Source organism: Mesorhizobium sp. M1050, assembly GCF_040318715.1.
Taxonomy (GTDB): Bacteria; Pseudomonadota; Alphaproteobacteria; order Rhizobiales; family Rhizobiaceae; genus Mesorhizobium.
The window spans coordinates 30927-48409 of sequence record NZ_JAMYMV010000048.1; the positions used below are offsets into that span (position 1 = coordinate 30927).

At 62.9% G+C, this 17483-nt stretch carries 18 protein-coding genes and 2 pseudogenes; 9 read left to right on the forward strand and 11 right to left on the reverse strand.

Going from position 1 to position 17483, the window contains the following annotated elements; all coding sequences use genetic code 11:
- The first annotated feature begins 6 nt into the window (after window positions 1-6).
- Window positions 7-1494, forward strand: coding sequence for a lipopolysaccharide biosynthesis protein (locus NKH57_RS23290; protein ID WP_352947610.1), 1488 nt, complete (start codon window positions 7-9; stop codon window positions 1492-1494).
- Between the two features lie 366 nt (window positions 1495-1860).
- On the opposite strand, the gene NKH57_RS23295 is transcribed toward NKH57_RS23290, so the two are convergent.
- On the reverse strand, window positions 1861-2721 hold the full coding sequence (locus tag NKH57_RS23295) for an SMP-30/gluconolactonase/LRE family protein (protein ID WP_352947613.1): 861 nt from the start codon (window positions 2719-2721) through the stop codon (window positions 1861-1863).
- A gap of 112 nt (window positions 2722-2833) precedes the next feature.
- Between NKH57_RS23295 and NKH57_RS23300 the strand changes: the two genes are divergently transcribed.
- The gene (locus NKH57_RS23300; RefSeq protein ID WP_352947616.1) at window positions 2834-3634 is read left to right on the forward strand and encodes a helix-turn-helix domain-containing protein; all 801 of its coding nucleotides are present in this window, start codon (window positions 2834-2836) and stop codon (window positions 3632-3634) included.
- 23 nt (window positions 3635-3657) lie between these two features.
- On the opposite strand, the pseudogene NKH57_RS23305 reads toward NKH57_RS23300, so the two are convergent.
- A pseudogene (locus NKH57_RS23305) lies at window positions 3658-3865 on the reverse strand (dienelactone hydrolase family protein); the annotation flags it as partial.
- A gap of 130 nt (window positions 3866-3995) precedes the next feature.
- On the opposite strand from NKH57_RS23305, the gene NKH57_RS23310 reads away from it, so the two are divergent.
- Window positions 3996-5372 carry an adenylate/guanylate cyclase domain-containing protein gene (locus NKH57_RS23310; protein ID WP_352947619.1) on the forward strand — a complete coding sequence of 459 codons (1377 nt, stop codon included), beginning with the start codon at window positions 3996-3998 and terminating at the stop codon, window positions 5370-5372.
- A 65-nt stretch (window positions 5373-5437) separates the two neighbouring features.
- Here the strand turns inward: NKH57_RS23310 and NKH57_RS23315 are convergent, their stop codons facing one another.
- Genes NKH57_RS23315 through NKH57_RS23325 form a run of 3 tightly spaced genes read right to left on the reverse strand, consistent with a single transcriptional unit; the run spans window position 5438 to window position 7725 of the window.
- The gene (locus NKH57_RS23315) at window positions 5438-6265 is read right to left on the reverse strand and encodes a C40 family peptidase (protein WP_352605959.1); all 828 of its coding nucleotides are present in this window, start codon (window positions 6263-6265) and stop codon (window positions 5438-5440) included.
- A 51-nt stretch (window positions 6266-6316) separates the two neighbouring features.
- Complete coding sequence (locus tag NKH57_RS23320; RefSeq protein ID WP_352947623.1) at window positions 6317-7255, reverse strand: CHAD domain-containing protein; 939 nt, start codon at window positions 7253-7255, stop codon at window positions 6317-6319.
- The gene (locus NKH57_RS23325; RefSeq protein WP_352947626.1) at window positions 7252-7725 is read right to left on the reverse strand and encodes a CYTH domain-containing protein; all 474 of its coding nucleotides are present in this window, start codon (window positions 7723-7725) and stop codon (window positions 7252-7254) included. Before NKH57_RS23325 ends, NKH57_RS23320 begins: the two co-directional genes overlap by 4 nt.
- Window positions 7726-7830: 105 nt before the next feature.
- Here NKH57_RS23325 and NKH57_RS23330 point away from each other — a divergent pair, with 105 nt between their 5' ends.
- Genes NKH57_RS23330 through NKH57_RS23345 form a run of 4 tightly spaced genes read left to right on the forward strand, consistent with a single transcriptional unit; the run spans window position 7831 to window position 11534 of the window.
- Window positions 7831-8517, forward strand: a complete 687-nt coding sequence (locus tag NKH57_RS23330; protein ID WP_023762241.1) for a CerR family C-terminal domain-containing protein — start codon at window positions 7831-7833, stop codon at window positions 8515-8517.
- A gap of 13 nt (window positions 8518-8530) precedes the next feature.
- Entirely contained in the window at window positions 8531-9484 is a 954-nt protein-coding gene (locus tag NKH57_RS23335) for an HlyD family secretion protein (RefSeq protein ID WP_352605964.1), read from the forward strand.
- On the forward strand, window positions 9481-10401 hold the full coding sequence (locus NKH57_RS23340) for an ABC transporter ATP-binding protein (RefSeq protein WP_352947629.1): 921 nt from the start codon (window positions 9481-9483) through the stop codon (window positions 10399-10401). The genes NKH57_RS23335 and NKH57_RS23340 overlap by 4 nt, the downstream gene beginning before the upstream one ends.
- Window positions 10398-11534 (forward strand): ABC transporter permease, encoded by a 1137-nt coding sequence (locus NKH57_RS23345; protein ID WP_352947632.1) that lies wholly within the window; start codon window positions 10398-10400, stop codon window positions 11532-11534. The genes NKH57_RS23340 and NKH57_RS23345 overlap by 4 nt, the downstream gene beginning before the upstream one ends.
- Window positions 11535-11645: 111 nt before the next feature.
- Here the strand turns inward: NKH57_RS23345 and NKH57_RS23350 are convergent, their stop codons facing one another.
- Window positions 11646-12629: a threonine/serine dehydratase family protein gene (locus tag NKH57_RS23350; protein ID WP_352947634.1), complete on the reverse strand. Its 984-nt coding sequence runs from the start codon at window positions 12627-12629 to the stop codon at window positions 11646-11648.
- 241 nt (window positions 12630-12870) lie between these two features.
- Window positions 12871-13194 (reverse strand): hypothetical protein, encoded by a 324-nt coding sequence (locus NKH57_RS23355; RefSeq protein WP_352947637.1) that lies wholly within the window; start codon window positions 13192-13194, stop codon window positions 12871-12873.
- Between the two features lie 166 nt (window positions 13195-13360).
- Here NKH57_RS23355 and mbfA point away from each other — a divergent pair, with 166 nt between their 5' ends.
- On the forward strand, window positions 13361-14344 hold the full coding sequence (gene mbfA / locus NKH57_RS23360; protein ID WP_352947640.1) for an iron exporter MbfA: 984 nt from the start codon (window positions 13361-13363) through the stop codon (window positions 14342-14344).
- Between the two features lie 41 nt (window positions 14345-14385).
- On the opposite strand, the gene NKH57_RS23365 is transcribed toward mbfA, so the two are convergent.
- The 3 genes from NKH57_RS23365 to NKH57_RS23375 form a co-directional block, all read right to left on the reverse strand.
- Window positions 14386-14730, reverse strand: a complete 345-nt coding sequence (locus NKH57_RS23365; protein ID WP_352605969.1) for an antibiotic biosynthesis monooxygenase family protein — start codon at window positions 14728-14730, stop codon at window positions 14386-14388.
- Window positions 14727-15059, reverse strand: coding sequence for an NIPSNAP family protein (locus tag NKH57_RS23370; protein ID WP_352730299.1), 333 nt, complete (start codon window positions 15057-15059; stop codon window positions 14727-14729). The genes NKH57_RS23365 and NKH57_RS23370 overlap by 4 nt, the downstream gene beginning before the upstream one ends.
- Window positions 15060-15124: 65 nt before the next feature.
- Window positions 15125-15232 carry a DUF1127 domain-containing protein gene (locus NKH57_RS23375; protein ID WP_352605972.1) on the reverse strand — a complete coding sequence of 36 codons (108 nt, stop codon included), beginning with the start codon at window positions 15230-15232 and terminating at the stop codon, window positions 15125-15127.
- A 177-nt stretch (window positions 15233-15409) separates the two neighbouring features.
- Between NKH57_RS23375 and NKH57_RS23380 the strand changes: the two genes are divergently transcribed.
- A complete protein-coding gene (locus NKH57_RS23380) occupies window positions 15410-16084 on the forward strand; it encodes an ArsR/SmtB family transcription factor (RefSeq protein WP_352947645.1) in 675 nt (224 codons plus the stop codon).
- 256 nt (window positions 16085-16340) lie between these two features.
- On the opposite strand, the pseudogene ligD reads toward NKH57_RS23380, so the two are convergent.
- Window positions 16341-17399 (reverse strand): annotated as a pseudogene (gene ligD / locus NKH57_RS23385) (DNA ligase D); the annotation flags it as partial.
- Window positions 17400-17483 lie beyond the last annotated feature (84 nt).

The window sequence follows — 17483 nt, forward strand, 5'->3', positions numbered from 1 at the left end:
AGCCGGATGTCACGGGCCGAACTCAAGGTCGCCTCGGTGAATGGGGCGGCCATCAACTTCGGGTCGCAGGCGCTGAAGTTTCTGATGCAATTCTGCTACCAGATCCTGATTGCCCGGCTTCTTCTGCCCGAGGATTTCGGCATCGTGGCGATGGCGGCGCCATTGTTCGCATTCGCGGCGCTGTTTTCGGATTTCGGCCTGACCCAAGCCACGGTCCAAAGGGATGAAATCAACCAGGAGCAGCTCAGCTTCGTCTTCTGGGTCAATGTCGGGCTGAGCGCGGCAATCTGCCTGGCGGTGATAGCGCTTGCCCCGGCAGCAGGTGCTTTTTTCAGAGAGCCCCGGGTCGTGCCCATCGTGACGGGCCTTAGCGCCACCTTTGTGATTGGCGGTCTCTGCGCCCAGCACATGGCCTTGCTCAATCGGCAGCTTCTCTTCTCGAAAATAGCCCTGGTCGAGTTGTTCAGCTTTCTGGTCGGGTCCGTGACAGGCCTGCTTTTTGCCTGGAACGGCTCCGGCTACTGGGCCCTCGTCTACAGCCAGATAGCGGTGTCGCTGATCACACTTTTGCTGGCCTGGTGCTTTGCCGGATGGGTTCCGAGCAGGCCTGCTCTGCAAACGCAGAACTTCCATCTGTTGAATTTTGGCGCCAACATAACGTCCTTCAATTTTCTGAACTTTTTCGCCAGGAATTTTGACAACATATTGATCGGCCGCTACCTCGGCGAGATGCCTCTCGGCATCTATGACCGGGCATACAAGCTGCTCTTGCTGCCGCTCAGCCAGATCACCACGCCAATAGCGAAAGTCGCGCTTCCTTCGCTTGCGAGAACCCTGAACGAGCCGGAAACGTACCGCCGTTTCTATTTCCGAATGCTGGAACTGATAATTCTCGCCACCTACCCGGCAGTGATATTCGCCATCGTCAACAGTCAGCTGCTTATCGTCACGTTGCTGGGGCCGCGATGGTCGGAGGTTTCGCAGGTATTTTCCATTCTTGCCTTTGGCGCCATCTTCGCGCCGATCAGCAGCAGCACCGGCTGGCTTTTCATCAGCCAGGACCGGACCAGGGAAATGCGAAACTGGGGCGCCCTGAGCTCCACCCTGTTTGTCGCCTCTTTCGTGTGCGGATTGCCGTGGGGAATAACCGGGGTCGCCGCCTTCTACATCGGCGTGGGCACCATCCAGGGCCCGATCCTGTGGTGGGGGGCGACAAGGCGTGGCCCACTCGACTTCAGGCAGTTGCTGGACACCCTGTGGCCGTACTGTGTCTCGGCGATCACAACCGGCGGCCTGGAATACAGCCTGAAGGCATCGCTGCCAGGCACTTTCGTGACGCTGTTGATCTCTCTCGTCGCGTCCTACGCCATTTTCCTCGGCGTCGTCATGGTGTTCAGCTCAAGCCGCAAAGGGATCATCGAGCTGGCCTTTGAGGCAAGCGTGATGGGGGGCCGCTTTTACCGGAAATTCGCCCATGGTGGCTCGGTTCCGTGACGGAGGCTTTTGCCGATGTTCGCCGGGATGACTGTATGCCTAGGTGCGGCGAGGCCTTGGCGCGGCCGAGCACGTTGCGCGGCGTCTGTTCGCCCTGGCGGAGCCAGCGCCCTGGTGCCCCGAACGACCAGCTCCGGAACCCAAAAAGGGGGCCGTCATTTACAATACAAATGGGACCTTTGCGCCGCAAAGCGGTGCCGCAGTAGAATCTCTGCTTTCGGATACCCGCGGGCAACGTCGTTGCGGCTAAGATGGGGTCGTTGAACGAACCCAAAGGCGACATCAAACATCTGCTTGGCAATGTCGACCATCTCACGGCTGTTGGCGAAGGTCTCGGAGATCGGCCCTGAGGCGCCGATCTGGCTCTCAGTCGAGCTTTAGCGCCGCCACCTCGCCCTCGTTCATCAACGGCACATAGAGGATCGACTCGCCGTCGGTGCCGATGTCGGCGCTGCCGGGCTTGAAATGCGCCACCGCTTCCGGTGTGCCGCTGGGACGATAGCGGTAGAGCGTGCCGGTCATGTAGGCGGTGGCGTAGATGGTGTCACGAATAGCGACGACGCCATCGAGGTCGGCGAATTCTTGAGCGCCCGGCAAGGGCGAAACCATCTTGCTGGCGATGTCGACCGAAAGCAGCCCGCCCGGCTCAGCCGTGCTGAAATCTGGCTTGATACCCTTGCCCCAGGAGGCGACGATCAACCTGATACCATCGGCGAAGATGCCGTTGGGCGAAGCCAGCATCGCGTCCTTGACGAACAGTTCCGGGCGGTCGCCGTCGATGCGGTAGATTGTGTCGGCCAGCATGTCGGTGACATAGACCTTGCCTGATCGGTCCGATGTCATGTCGTTCAGGAAGACCGCGTTCGGCACGGCGATGCTGGCGACGAGTTTGCCGCTGGCGAGATCGACGACGCGGACCTTGGTGATGTCGGCGACATAGAGCTTGCCGCCCGATATTGTCATGCCCTTGGGTGCGTCCATGCCGTCGGTCCAGTGTTGGGTGACGGTTTTGCCGTCCAAGGACAGCACGCTGAGATAACCGTTGCCGTCGGCCTCACCGGGATTGCCAACGATGTTGGAGACGATGATGCGGTTGTTGGCGGCATCGAACAGGGCCGATTCCGGCTGTTCGAGACCGGTGGCGCGCCAGAGTTCGCCGGCCTCGGCGGCGGGCGCCGCCGCGATACCGACGATTGCGAGAAACGCTGTGGGGATGAGGCTGTTCATGGCTGTCTCCTGTGATGACAACGGAAACCTATGATTTTCGATACTTTCCGGAAAGGCCGATTACCACTAGTATCGAAAGTCGATACGAAACTGCAGGCAAGAGGTGCATTCCATGAACGGCCTGATCTTCGACGCGTTGAAGCGGACACTGAAGGCGAAGGGTGTCACCTATCGCGAGCTCGCCGAACGCATGGGTGTTTCCGAGCCGACGGTGAAGCGCATCTTCCACGAGCGCAACTGCAAGCTCGACCGGCTGATGGAGATCTGCGCTGCTGCAGGCGTCGAACTCGAGAACGTGCTCGGCTCGATGAACAGGGGGCCAGGGCCCGTCAACCACATCGCGCCGGAGATCGAGCGTAGGCTCGCCGGCCGGCCGGCACTGCTGTTCATCTTCGTCATGCTGTCGGAAAAGTTCACGCCCGAGGGCATCATGCGCTCGCAAGGTCTGAGCGAAGCCTCGATGTTTCTCTACTTGCGCGACCTGGAGGAACTCGGCCTGATCTCGCTCGGACGGGGTCTGTCGGCGAGATTGCTGGTCGAGACGCCGATCCAGTGGAATTTCGAAGGGCCGCTGCGGCCGCTGTTCGAAATGACCAACAAGAACTTCATCGGCTGGGCCATCACCCATATCGATAACGAAGCGAGCTTCGTGAGCTTTAGCAGGCGAATGCGTCCGGAGACGGCGGAGATGGTGCGGCGCGAGGCCGAGGGTTTGGCCGATCGCGCCAGATTGCTGGCCCATCACGATCAGCATACGACGCCGGAGGACGGGCTGGTCGGCTACAAATGGACGTTTGCCTTTGGTGCAACGCCATTTCCCGCGATCATGCCAATCGGACCGCATCCGCGCGACGCCGGCGCGTTCGATCGGCCCGCCGATCCCGCAAAGGGACGCCGCCCGTTACCGGCCTGACACGGCCAATCATCCCGAGCAGGATAGGGCGCGTTGGGATAGAACAGGTCCGGCACCAACACGGTATAGTCCTCTGCAGCCAGGCGTTCCGCCATGCCGCCCAGCGCCGGCCGCGGGCCGAACGCACCCATGTAGAGAATGACGCCGGGCGCTGCGGTTTTTTGGTGACCTGAATAGGGAAGCCTCCGCCTGTCCTGCTTCGGTTTTCACGATGATCTTTTGTCCGGACATTTTTGCTCTTTGCAGCCGCGGTTCAAAAATGAAATCACATTCATGATAGAGTTCGCGCACTGATTTGCCAGACTGTAGAGGGCGGGTTTGCCGAATGCGTGACACGTCCCCGTGAAATCGAAGTGATCCTATGCCGACCGCGCCAACACTTGAACTTCGCCGTTATTCGCGCCTGAAAAATTTGCGAGCGCGCGCAGAACGCCAGGGTGCTGCATTGCAGTTCTGGGCCCGTACGGCATCGCTCGCTGTGATCTCCTGCTTCTTTTCATTGATCAGCCGCTGGGATGCTTCGCTGCTCTTCGTGCTGGCGGGCCTCGTGCTGTTCCAGCTCGTCGGCCTGATCCAGTTTCTCTTTGCGCGCCGTCGCACGGCGCGATGGTGGATCGGTTACCTCGTCGGTACGCTGGACATCATTCTGTTGACCGTTCTGCTGGTAACGCCTAACCCGTTTTCCCTGGAGGTCGCGCCGCCCGCGATGCAACTGCGCGAGGGCAGCTTCAAATTCCTGCTGATTTTCGTATGCCTTGGCGCGCTGACCCTTTCGACACGATTGGCGCTCTATCTCGGCGCGCTCGCGGCCTTGACATGGGCGATCGGGGTGGGATGGGTGATTTCTCATCCGGGAACCGTCATTCCGGCGACGAACCTCTATTCGCTGCCGATGACAGAGCGACTGAACCTCTATCTCAACCCCAATTTCGTCGATACATTTGCGCAGGCGACCAACGTGTTGGTTGTGCTGATTATCGGCGCGATCATGGCGCTGGTCGTCTATCGTTCCCGACATCTGTCGGAAGACTATGTCAAGGCAGAGCGCGCCCGCGCCAATCTCGCCCGGCATTTTTCGCCCAATGTCGTCGATCAGCTCGCCACCGATGACGAGCCCTTCGGCCCGGTCCGCCGGCAGGATATCGCGGTGCTGTTCGCCGACATCGTCGGCTTCACACACTATTCCGAGGATCATCCGGCCGAAGCAGTGTTCGAACTTCTGCGTCAGTTCCACCGTCGCATGGAACAGGTCGTTTTCGACCACCATGGCACCGTCGATAACTATATCGGCGATTGCATCATGGCGACATTCGGGGTTCCGCAAGCCAGCCATGACGACGCGACTCGCGCCATCCAGTGTGCTGAAGCGATGGTCGCCGCTCTCGAAGACTGGAATGTACAGCGGGTGTCCAGGGGATACCCGCCGCTGGACGTTCGGATCGGTGCACAATATGGCGCAGTGGTCATCGGCGCGGTCGGCAGCGAGCGCAATCTGTCCTTCGCGGTGGTGGGCGACACCGTCAACGTCGCCAGCCGTTTGCAGTCGCTCTGCCGTGAGCTTCAGGCGAATATTTGCTTCGGGTCACGACTGATTGAGGCCGCGAAGGCGGAATCGCCCACGACACAGTTGAATGCGCGCGATCATGGACCGGTGAGCATCCGCGGCCGGGACGAACCGGTCCATGTCTGGGTCGAACACGGAGCCGAAAACCGGGGTGCTATTGCGGTTTCGGCGTGATATAGGCCGCCATGTGAAACGCCTGCACCTCGGCTGGATAGCGGTAGGCCGCGCCATAGGGGGCATCACGTGTCTGAGGCGATTTCGCCAGCCTTTGCGGCTGCGGCGTCTGTGCTTGCCTTGTCGTCCCAGACCATCTGCCGGTAGTCGAAACCATATTCCAGCGTCGGTTTGACGATGCGGAAATAGGGCGACAGGTCGAAATCGCGCGGTGTGTAGAGCGAGTGGTGGCGGATGTGCAGGATTTCCTTGCGCGAATAATTCGACTGCGCCGAGGCGCGGCCGGGCGCACGGGTGATCTCGGGCAGGATCGGATAGCGGATCTGGCCATAGGCCTCGGCGATCAGCGTCGAGCAGATCGCCCGCGTCGGGTCGCCGGAGCCAAAGGCCAGCATGCGGCGGCGCCAGCGCACCGGCACCGGCGGCGTCGGGAAGAAGAACCGCAGCATGTCGAAAATGTTCTTGAGGTCGTATTTCAGGCCGAGCTTGCTGACCATGAAGGCGACGACCCTGTCGCGATCCTCCGGCGCCAGTCCGCTCGCCCGGCAGATGCGGGTGTTGTAGGTGCGGTAGCGCGACAACGGCACGGCGACGCAGCCTTCGCCGAGCGTGACCTCGATCAGCCGCCGCCGCTCCGTTCCGTCTTCCGGTTCGGCCAGCGCGTCGCCGACATAGAAGGCCGCATGCGACCAGGTCGACTGGGTCAGGTACTTTATCGCCGCCGAGATCTTCTGGTTGCCCTCGATCAGCAGGATGTCGCCGGGCTCAAGCGTGCGGCGCAGCGTGTCGGCATCGGACGGCGTATAGGGTTCGTAGCCGGAAGATTCTTCCTGCAGCCGGCCGGCAAGCCAGCGGCCAAGTCGATCCAGAAGCGTGTCGACGGGCTCGGTCATGTCCTATGGCGATTAGCATAGGCAGACAGCCGGGCGCCAGCCGCATGTCGGTCAGCCAGCCGCAGCACTCGCGTCTTCCGGCGGCGGAGCCAGATCGTCGCGCGCCTTGCGCGCCAGTTTGCGCGTCGAACGTTTGGGGCTGTCGCCGAACAGGCCGGCCGCCTCGGCCAGACAGCTCTTCTTCAGCTGCTTCTCCGACCGCTTCAAAAGCTTGCCCAGAAGCTTCGTGTCTTCGGGCGGTCCGAGCGGACGCTCATCGGCTTCGAGCAGGGCGCGCATCACCAGCACGTCATGCAGGTCGCCCAGCCGCTCGCCCAGTTCGTCGACCGCCTTGCGCCGGGCCTTGATCGGGGCCGGCCACAGCCTGCCGAGCAGCGACAGATGCATGCCGTGAGTCTTGGCCGCCTTGCGCAGATCGTGGAAGTCATTGGCTTCGCCGCGCGATCCGGCCTTGTCCAGCGCCTTCCTGGCACGGCGCAAGGTGATGCGGGCGCCTTCGGCAATCACGTCCGCGGCCTGTTCCGGCTGGTCGGGCAAGACGAGGCTTTCGATCCGCTTGAGGCCTTCCTCGCAAGCGGCGGTCGCCGCGCCGATCGCCGCTTCGAGCCCGCTGCCTTCGTGCAATTCATGCTGACGCGCGATCAGGCTGTCGCGCACCGCACCCAGCCCAACGTCGGCGCTCTCCTTGGGAAAGCTTGCCGCCAGCCGGTCGATGGTCTCGATCAGCGCAGTCGCCTCGCGTGGACCGGCAAGCAGGCCGGCGACGTTGCGATAGCATTGGTTTTCAGTCTCGCAGAATGTTTCGTCACCGGAACGGACGAGACGCAACAAGGCACGCGCGCTCTTCAGCCGCTTGCGGCATTTGTGCAGCGCCTGCTCCGGCCTGCTACGCGCGGCGTCAAGATGATGCAGAGCCTTGCCGATTTCCTCGGCAAGGATACGCCTGACCTCGCCGGTCAGCGGCAGGCGTGGATCGATGCGAAAGCTCATGCGGCGATCTCCGGTATCCCCCCGAGGGCGAGCGACGCGTTGTAGAATTTCTGCTCACCGGTGACTTCACGGCCGAGCCAGTCAGGCAGCATTTCGTCCGGCACGTCCTCCGGTGTCTCGAGTTCGGCGATCACAAGTCCCGCAAGCGGACCGCCAAAGACATCGACTTCGTAGAGATGGCCGCGATGCCTAACATGGTGACGTGTCTTCTCGATGACACGTCCGATGGCGAAATCCAGCATCTCCATCGCCTCCGACAACGGGATCGAATATTCGAATTCGTCGCGCTCGCGCGCCTCGCTGCCGAATTTGAGCGTCAGCTTGGCGGAAGTGCCATCGCTGATGCGCACGCGCACCGTACGCCCGGGGCCGGCAGCGAGATAGAACTGCAGGATGCGGATATCCGCCTCGGCCAGTTCTAACCATGCGGTGCTGGAGACCAGGAATTTTCGTTCGACTTCCTTGCTCATGGCCGCGCACTAAAGCGGTTGCCGCCGCCCATGGCAAGACAATGACGTCCACAACTGGCGTTCGCAGTTTGACTTTAATCAATCGATTGATTAAAGTGCGTCGCCATGATCAAGCAACCCGATGCCAAAATCCTGCGCCGCGAAGCATCTCCTGCCGAGACGACACGAGCGGCCCTCGTCAAGGCGGCGCTTAAACTGTTCGGGCGGCGGGGTTTTGACGGCACTTCGACGCGCGAGATCGCGGCCGAGGCGCAAGCCAATATCGGTTCGATCGCCTACCATTTCGGCAGCAAGGAGGGCCTTCGTACTGCTGCCGCCGACTTCATTGTCGAGACCATCCAGACGGTCGCCGGCCAGGCACTCGGCAATGCGCAGGCTCCCATGCCGGGCGGAGCGGGGGCGGCGCAGGCCCAACTATTCGCGGCGCTGGAACGGATGGTCGGCTTTGTCGTGGCCAGTCCGCAGGCCGGCGAGATCGTGCAGTTCGTTCTGCGCGAGCTTTCGCATCCGACGGCAGCCCTTGACCGCATCTATGATGGCGTCTTCGAGCCGACGCATCGCCGGATGTGCCAGCTCTGGGAACAGGCGACCGGCGAGCCGGCCGAAAGCGAGGCCACAAGGCTCATCGTGTTCACGCTGATCGGACAGGTCATCTATTTCCGCATCGGCCGCGAGGCGGTGATGCGCCGCATGGGCTGGAACGACATCGGCGCCGCCGAGGCCGCCAAGGTGGTGGCGGTCACATCGGGCAATCTCAAAGCCATACTGGCTGCCCGGAAGAGGCAAGGATGAAGGGGCAAAGACCATGAGCTTCCTGTGTGCGCTGCCGCTCGCCGCGCAGCTTTTCGGTGCCTGTGCCCCGGCTCCTCCGCTGGCCGTCGGCTATGTCGAGGGCGACTATGTGCTGCTGGCGCCGATCGAGGTGGCGCAGGTCGAGACGGTCACTGTGAAACGCGGCGACCGAGTGGTGCCCGGCACGACCGTGGTGACGCTGGAAAGTGCCGATATGAAGATCGCGGTGGCGCAGGCCAAGGCCGGGTTTGCCCAGGCGCAGGCGCAACTGGCCGACCTGCAGATCGGCAAGCGGCCGGAAGAGATCGCGGTGCTCAAGGCTCAGCTCGACATGGCCAGCGCCCAGGCCGCTGATGCCAAGCGCAAATACGACCGCGCCGCTGATCTGTTCAAGCGCGGCGCCGGCACGCAGGCCGATTTCGACACCGCGTCGGCGACGCTGGAGACGGCCAATGCACAGGTCGGCCAGGCCAGTGCCAATCTCGCTGTCGGCGGCCTGCCGGCGCGGCCGGAGACGATCAAGGCCGCCGACAATCAGGTCAAGCAGGCTCAGGCGACCTTGGAGCAGGCTGAGTGGCGGCTGTCGAAGCGGGTGCTGGCAGCCCCTTCGCCAGGCCGTGTCAACGATGTCATCCGCAATCCGGGCGACACGGCCGGTCCGACCGCTCCAGTCATTTCCATCCTGCCCGACGGCGCGGTGAAGCTCAGCGTCTATATCCCGGAGAGCGCCTTCGCCTCGATCAAGGTCGGTACCTTGCTCAGCGTCCGTTGCGACGGCTGCGGCCCGGATGTAAAGGCACGCGTCAGCTATGTCTCGCCCGATCCGGAATTCACCCCGCCGGTGATCTACTCCTTGGAGAACCGGCAGAAGCTGGTCTACCTCGTCGAGGCGCGGCCGGAGGGCGATGCCGGCCCGCTGCAGCCGGGCCAGATCGTCGATGTCGACCTGGCGGATGGCGCAAAATGAACGCAATCGACGTCCGTGGGCTGGTCAAACGTTTTGGCGGCAGGGCCGTCGTCGACCATGTCACGATGACGGTCGCCGAAGGCGAGATCGTGGGCTTTCTCGGACCCAACGGTTCGGGCAAGACCACCACTATTCGCATCATGTGCGGCCTGCTGACGCCTGACGAAGGCGAAGGCATGGTGCTGGGCTTCAACATCCGCACCGACAGCCTGCGCATCAAGCGCGAAGTCGGCTACATGACGCAGAAATTCTCGTTCTACGAGGACCTGACGATCGGCGAGAATCTCGAATTCGTGGCGCGGCTCTACAGGCTGAAGCCAGTCGAGGAACATGTCGCCAGGACGCTTGAAGACCTCGGCCTGGCGACGCGCCGCAACCAACTGGCAGGCACGTTGTCCGGCGGCTGGAAGCAGCGTCTGGCGCTCGCCGCCTGCATCATGCACCAGCCGAAGTTGCTGCTGCTCGACGAGCCGACGGCTGGCGTCGATCCGAAAGCCCGGCGCGAGTTCTGGGACGAGATCCACCGGCTCGCCGCCGGCGGGCTGACCGTGCTGGTCTCCACCCACTATATGGACGAGGCCGAGCGCTGCCACCGCATCAGCTACATCTCCTACGGCAAGATGCTGGCCACCGGCACCGTCGCCGACGTGGTCAGGAATGCCGGACTGACCACATTCGTCCTGCAGGGTCCGCGGCTCGACCAGGTGGCCGAAGCGCTACAAGGCCGCCCGGGTGTCGACCAGGTGGCGCCGTTCGGCGCGACACTGCATGTCGTCGGCTCCGACAAGAAGAAGCTTGAGGCGGCACTTGCCGATGTCGAAAGAGAGCACAAGGACGTGAAAGTTTCGGCTGGTGAAACCAGCCTCGAGGATGTCTTCATCCAGTTCATGTCCGGCTCGAAGGACAACATGGCATGAACAACGTCTTTTCCGTCGCCCGGCTTGGCGCCCTGCTGATCAAGGAATTCATCCAGATGCGGCGCGACCGCATCACCTTTGCCATGATGCTCGGAGTGCCGCTGATGCAACTGGTGCTGTTCGGCTACGCCATCAACAATGATCCGAAAAGCCTGCCGGCGGCACTCGTGGCGACGAGCAGTGACCCCTACACGCGGGCCATGGTCTCGGCGCTGCAGACCACCGGCTACTACCGTTTCGACCACGTCTCGCAAAGTGCTGCCGATGCGGAGTTCCTGATGTCGCGCGGCGATGTCGCCTTCGTCGTCACCATACCCGCCGACCTCGCCCGGCGGGTCGAGCGCGGCGACAGCCCGCAGATCCTGATAGAGGCCGACGCCACCGATCCGGCCGTAGCCAGCGGCGCCATCTCGACGCTCGGCACCGTCGCCAGCCAGGCGCTGCTTCGGGCGCGCGGCATGCAGGAGGCGGCCGCCGAGGCGGCGCTTGGCCAGCTCCAAGTGGTGGTGCACCGGCGCTACAATCCCGAAGGCATCTCGCAATACAACATCGTGCCCGGCCTGCTTGGCGTTATCCTGCAGATGACGATGGTGATGATGACCTCGATCGCGCTGACGCGCGAGACCGAGCGTGGCACGATGGAGAACCTTCTGGCGATGCCGTCGAGCCCGCTCGAGATCATGCTCGGCAAGGTATTGCCCTATCTGGCGGTCGGCGCCGTTCAGATGGTGGTGGTGCTGGCGGCGGCGAGGCTTCTGTTCGCCATCCCGTTCACCGGCTCGATATCGCTGCTGCTCAGTGCCGTGCTGATCTTCGTGCTGGCGCTGGTGCTGCTCGGCTATACGATCTCGACCATCGCCCGTACGCAGATGCAGGCGCTTCAGCTCACCTTCTTCTTCTTCCTGCCGTCGATCATGCTGTCCGGCTTCATGTTTCCCTATCGCGGCATGCCGGGCTGGGCGCAGGTATTCGGCGAGATACTGCCGCTGACGCATTTCCTGCGCATCATCCGCGCGGTGATGCTGAAGGAAGCCGAACTGCCGGCGGTCGCAACGGAGATCGGCTGGCTGGTGATGTTCGTAGCATTGTTTGCCGGCGTAGCACTGGTGCGGTTCAGGCGAACGCTGGATTAGACGCCGCCGGGAGCGCCAGGCGCTTTTGCAGTGCAGAAGATTTTGGAAGCCGGCGGGTGTGAAGGATCGCTGCAGCTATGATTCTGCGCCGCTGCAATGCTTCGGAACCAGCTACGCCGCCGCCATGATCCCGGCATACGTTCCGAAATCGACATTGCCGCCCGACAGCACCACAGCCACGCATGTGCCCGACAGGTCGATCTCGCCCGATGACAGTGCCGCCAGCGCTACGCAGCCGCCGGGCTCGACCACCAGCTTGAGATAGGCCATGGCGTCACGCATCGCTTGTGCCGTCGCCTCGTCGGATACGGCGATGCCGCCGGCGAGATTCCTGCGGTTGATCTCGAAGGTGATCAGGCCGGGCTCGGCCGTCAGGATGGCGTCGCAGATCGAGGCGTGGCCGGGCTCGTTCGAAACCCTCGCGCCGGCGGCCAGAGAACGGCGCGTGTCGTCGAAATGCTCGGGTTCCACCACCCACACCGCGGTGCCGGGCGAGGCGTCCTTGACGGCAACGGAAATGCCGCTCGACAGGCCGCCGCCGCCGCAGGGTACGACAACCGCGTCGAGGCTGACGCCAAGCGCTTTTGCCTGGCGCATCAATTCAAGGCCGATCGTGCCCTGGCCGGCAATGATGGCCGGATCATCGAAGGGCGGCACCAGCGCCATGCCCTTTTCGAGATAAGGGCGGATCACGGTCATGCGGTCGTCGCGAAAGCGGTCGAATGGTACCACCTCCGCCCCCATCTTGCGGACATTGGCGATCTTCATCGCCGGTGCATCGGCCGGCATGGCGATGACGGCCTTGACGCCGAACATCGCCGCCGCCGCCGCGACGCCCTGCGCATGGTTGCCCGACGAGAAGGCGACGACACCCCGGCTGCGTCCCTCTTCGCCGAGCGACGACAGCTTGTTGTAGGCGCCACGGAACTTGAACGAGCCGGTGCGCTGCAGCGTCTCCGGCTTGAACAGGATGCGCGCGCCGAAGCGATTGTTCAGCTCCTGCGATTCGATCAAGGGGGTTTCGACGATCAGACCGGAGAGAAGCGCGGCGGCGGCATGGATGTCGGCGATGCCGGGAGGGCTTGTGGTGGTCATGCGAGGTCCAGTGGAAGAGACGGTGTCCTCGCATGATGCGCGCAAACAGATGTGGCGCACCAATGAAAAAATGTGACCGTTACAAAGTTTGGCGGGGCGACCGCCAACGTCACGGCGCTGTCCCGCCGACATCTGGCGGTCGAGCGCTCAGCCGGGGGCCCGCTGCCTACGGCAGCTCCCCGGTTCGAGCCCTTTGAGAGGTCCACCGGACCTTTCAATTCGCCTGCGGCGAACCGGGCTCTCACCCCAACAGCGTCCGCTGCCGCTTGCTCCCGCCCAGCTTGCGCCAGTTGTTGAACCGGTGCGTGGCAGCGGCGAATGAAATCTTCATCTGCTGGGCGACTGAATAACGCGACTTGCCTTCGTCGAACATGCGGTAGCAGCACTCGACGCCTTCCTCGGTCAGTTTGCCGTCCGGCGCCTTGTTGTGTGGGTTGGCGGGATCGAATTTCTCGACCTGCTGCTCGACCAGGCCTTTCAGGCGCTGCAGGTCGGCCTCGATGCTGGCGATGAGATCGAGAACGGGCTTGGGATCATAGGGGTGCGGAGGCTGTTTTGCCATCATCTGCTGGCTCCTTGTTCTTGGCTTGATCCAGCCATATAGGTGAACATTCACTGATAATGAAGGTCATGCCTTGCGCGCGAGCTTCAACAATTCTTGACCGCGCGCAATTGACCGAAGGCATCACAAACCATAGTTTAGAACCATTCTAAACTAGGGTGAATTCCTCATGCTTTCCCGTGTTTTCGGCTTCGGCCGCCGTCCCTTCGAATCGCTCTCCGAACGGGAGATCCTGGCGCTGGCCATTTCGTCCGAGGAGGATGATGGACGCATCTACCGCGCCTACGCCGACGGACTGGCTGAAACCTTCCCGCAATCGGCCAAAGTGTTCGAGGAGATGGCCGAGGAGGAGGATGGCCATCGCGACGCGCTGATCGAGCTTTTCCGCGAGCGGTTCGGCGAGCGCATTCCGCTGATCCGGCGCGAGCATGTGAAAGGCTATTACGAGCGCAAGCCCGACTGGCTCGTGAGGCCCCTTGGCATCGAGCACGTGCGCAGCCAGGCCGAGGCGATGGAGCGGCAGGCCTATCTGTTCTATGTCGAGGCGGCCAAGCGCACCACCGACGCCTCGACCAGAAAGCTGCTCGGCGATCTGGCGATTGCCGAGCAGGGGCACGAAACGCTGGCGCAGCGCCTGGAGCAAAAGCACGTACCGGGCGAAGTGAAGGACGAAGAAGCCGCCGCCGAGCAGCGCCAGTTCATCCTCACCTATGTGCAGCCGGGGCTTGCGGGGCTGATGGACGGGTCGGTGTCGACGTTGGCGCCGATCTTCGCCGCCGCTTTCGCCACGCATGACACCTGGCAGACCTTTCTGGTCGGGCTTGCTGCTTCGATCGGCGCCGGCATCTCGATGGGCTTTACCGAAGTGGCTTCCGACGACGGCAAGCTATCAGGCCGTGGTTCGCCGATAAAACGCGGCATCACCACCGGCGTCATGACATCGGCGGGTGGCCTTGGCCACGCATTGCCCTATCTCATCCCGCATTTCTGGACGGCGACAGGTGTCGCGGCGGTCGTGGTTTTCTTCGAACTGTGGGCGATTGCCTTCGTCCAGAACCGCTACATGCAGACCCCTTTCCTGCGTGCCGCCTTTCAAGTGGTGCTGGGCGGCGCCCTGGTGTTTGCGGCGGGTGTGCTGATCGGGAATGCTTGAGTGCGGTTCTCCCTTCTCCCTCAGGGGCGAAGATAGAACCCTCACCCATTCACCGCCCGACTGTCTGCCGGCGCCTCGTCCCGTTCCGTCAGCCCATAGTCGCGCACCACATGCGCGATGCGCAGACGGTAGCCGGCAAAGATGCCGCCGCGGCCGGCCTTCTGCGCCTGCCGGTGTTCGTCGGTGTTGCGCCAGGCCTTGACCGCCTCCTCGTCGCGCCAAAAGGACAGCGACAGGATACGGTTCGGGTCGACCAGACTCTGGAAGCGCTCGATGGAAAGAAAGCCGTCGATGCCGTCGAGCAGCGGCCGCAAGTCGGCGGCGATGCTCAGATAGGCGTCGCGCCTGCCCGCCGCCGGCTCGACCTCGAAAATGACGGCAATCACGGCAGCACCAGTTTCGCGTGCGGGCCTGACGCCAGTTTCAGGAACATGCGATCCTCCTTCACGATGAATCTTTCGCGCTTGGCGAACTCGTAGTTTGCCTTGCCGGCGGGATCGGCGGCAAGTCGGGCGCGATAGGCTTCGTAGGCTGCCAGGCTGTCGATGTTGTAGGCGGCGTAGGCGGTCGTGGCCGAGCCCTCATGCGGCGCGAAGTAGCCGATCAAATCGGCGCCGCAGCGCGGAATGGCCTGGCCCCAGTTGCGCGCATACTCCTCGAAGGCCGCCTTGCCGAACGGGTCGATCTCGTAGCGGATGAAGCAGGTGATGGTCATCGCGGTCTCCTTGGGTTGCGCGTCGATAGTTCGAGCGGCGTCGAAACATTGTGTTGCCTGGCCTGCTAGGTCTGCCAGAACGATTTCGCGCATTCGCGGCGCACCTCTTCCGGTGTCAGGCCAAGGTCGCGCAGCAGATGATCATCGATCTCGGCAAGGTCGAGACGCTGCAAATGGCGGTCATACCAGCGGGGCCAGCAGCCGCGTGCGCAGCCAGGTGACGAACGGAAACGATTGACGGCCGGGAAGCGGTGCTGAGGGGGAAGCGGTTCGTGCGGCCATCGTCGTCTCCTTGATCTGGTCGGAGAATAGTGGTTATCTGACAAGAATGCTTCGATGTGGAACGAACTATGCGTGAGGGACCCGACATCGCCCGCATCGCCAGCCTGGTCGGCGACCCGGCGCGGGCAAATATGCTGAATGCCCTGATGGGCGGCACCGCGCTGACGGCGAGCGAACTGGCGCTCGAGGCCGGCGTCTCGCTGCCGACCGCCAGCTCGCATCTGGGCAAACTGATGGAAGGCGGCCTGCTGACCGTGGCGAGCCAGGGCCGGCATCGCTATTACGGCCTCGCCGGTCCACAGGTGGCGGGCATGATCGAAGCCATCACCGGTGTCGCGGAGGCGGTCGGGCCGAAGCGTGTGCGGCCGGGTCCCCGCGACGGCGCCATGCGCGTGGCACGCGTCTGCTACGATCACCTCGCCGGCGAGCGGGCGGTGGCGATGCTCGACCGTCTTGTCGCCAGAAAAATTCTTCTGCGCGACGACAAGGAGATCAGGCTTGGGCCGGCGGCCGCGTCGCATTTCGCCGCCATCGGCATCGATGTCTACACCAAGCCGCGCAGGCCGGTGTGCCGCGCCTGCCTCGACTGGAGCGTGCGGCGCTCGCACCTCGCCGGCACGCTGGGTGCCGCCATTCTCGACAAGATACTTTTGGAGAAATGGGCACGCCGCGAAAAGGACAGCCGCGCGGTCATTTTCTCACCGCCAGGCAAGCAGGCTTTCGAGAGGGTGTTTTTGACGTGACTGTGGCGGTGCCGGTTTCGCGATGTTGGCGGGACAGTACCCCCCTCTAGCCTGCCGGCCATCTCCCCCGCAAGGAGGGAGATTATTCGCTCCACCGCCTTCGCCAATCTCCAAAATTGTATGGTTGGGCGACACCTTGAAGCCGCTGATCTCCCCCCTTGCGGGGGAGATGTCCGGCAGGACAGAGGGGGGTGTGAAGGATCGCTACATCCGCAATTCGGCTGGCGTTGCATCCGAAGATGTCTCCCGCCTCCAATCACCGCCGCTTGAGCACCGTCCCCCGCCCGAAAAAGTCCGCCCACGGATCGGCCTGCGCCAGCTGCTTCAGCGTCGTCTTGTCTCCGATCGGGAAGGCGTTCGGCGCCAGTCCGGCCTCGATCTCGGCCCAGGTCACCGGCATCGACACAGTGGCGTTCTTCTTGGCGCGCGACGAATAGGGCGCGACTGTCGTCGATCCCCTGCCGTTACGAAGATAGTCGACGAAGATCTTTCCTGTGCGCGCCTTTTTCGACAGCGTCGCCGTGTAACGGTCGGGGGCAGCCTGTTCGAGCGCATGGGCAAAATCATGGGCGAAGGGCTTAACCGCCTCCCAATCCGCCGAGGGTTTCAGCGGTACCAGCACATGAAAGCCCTTGCCGCCGGAGGTCTTGACGAAATTCGGCAGCGACAGCTCGTCGAGCTTGCCCCTGATATCGAGCGCCGCGGCGCGCACCGCCTTCACGTCGACGCCTTCATCGGGATCGAGATCGAAGATGATCTGGTCCGGCTGTTCAAGCTTGTCGATTGTGCAGCCCCAGATGTGGATCTCGACCACGCCGTACTGGACCAGTGCCGCAACGCCGTCGAAATCCCGGATGAACAGGATCTCCTCGCCGTCGGTCGGGTCCTTCATGCGGGCGATCTTGTCGCTCATGCCGGCCGAAGCATGTTTCTGGAAGAAGCGTTGCCCGCCGACGCCGTCCGGTGCGCGCACCAGGCTGAGCGGCCGGTTGACGACGAACTGCTGCATGCGCGGCCACACCTGCGCATAGTGGTCGAGCAGCGCTTGCTTGGATATTTTTTCGTCGGGCCACAGCAGCTTGTCGGGATGCGAGAGTTTGATCGTGGTCGTCATCGACCCGGAGGGTTTGGCCGCGCTGCCGGCCGCAGACCTAGCCTTGGCCGCGCCCTTGCCTGTCGATGCCTCGCCTGTCGACGCCTTCGGCTTTTCTTGCACGACTTCCTCCGCCGGCTTGTCCTCGCGCAGTCCCTGGAACGAGGCATGGCGTATTATACGGTCGGACGTCCAGCTGCGAAACTCCACTTCGCCGACAATGTCGGTAGCACACGATATGTCCGGTTTAGGTAGCACACGATCTGTCCGGTAAGTCTTGACCTTTTAAACGGGGTCAGGATGCGC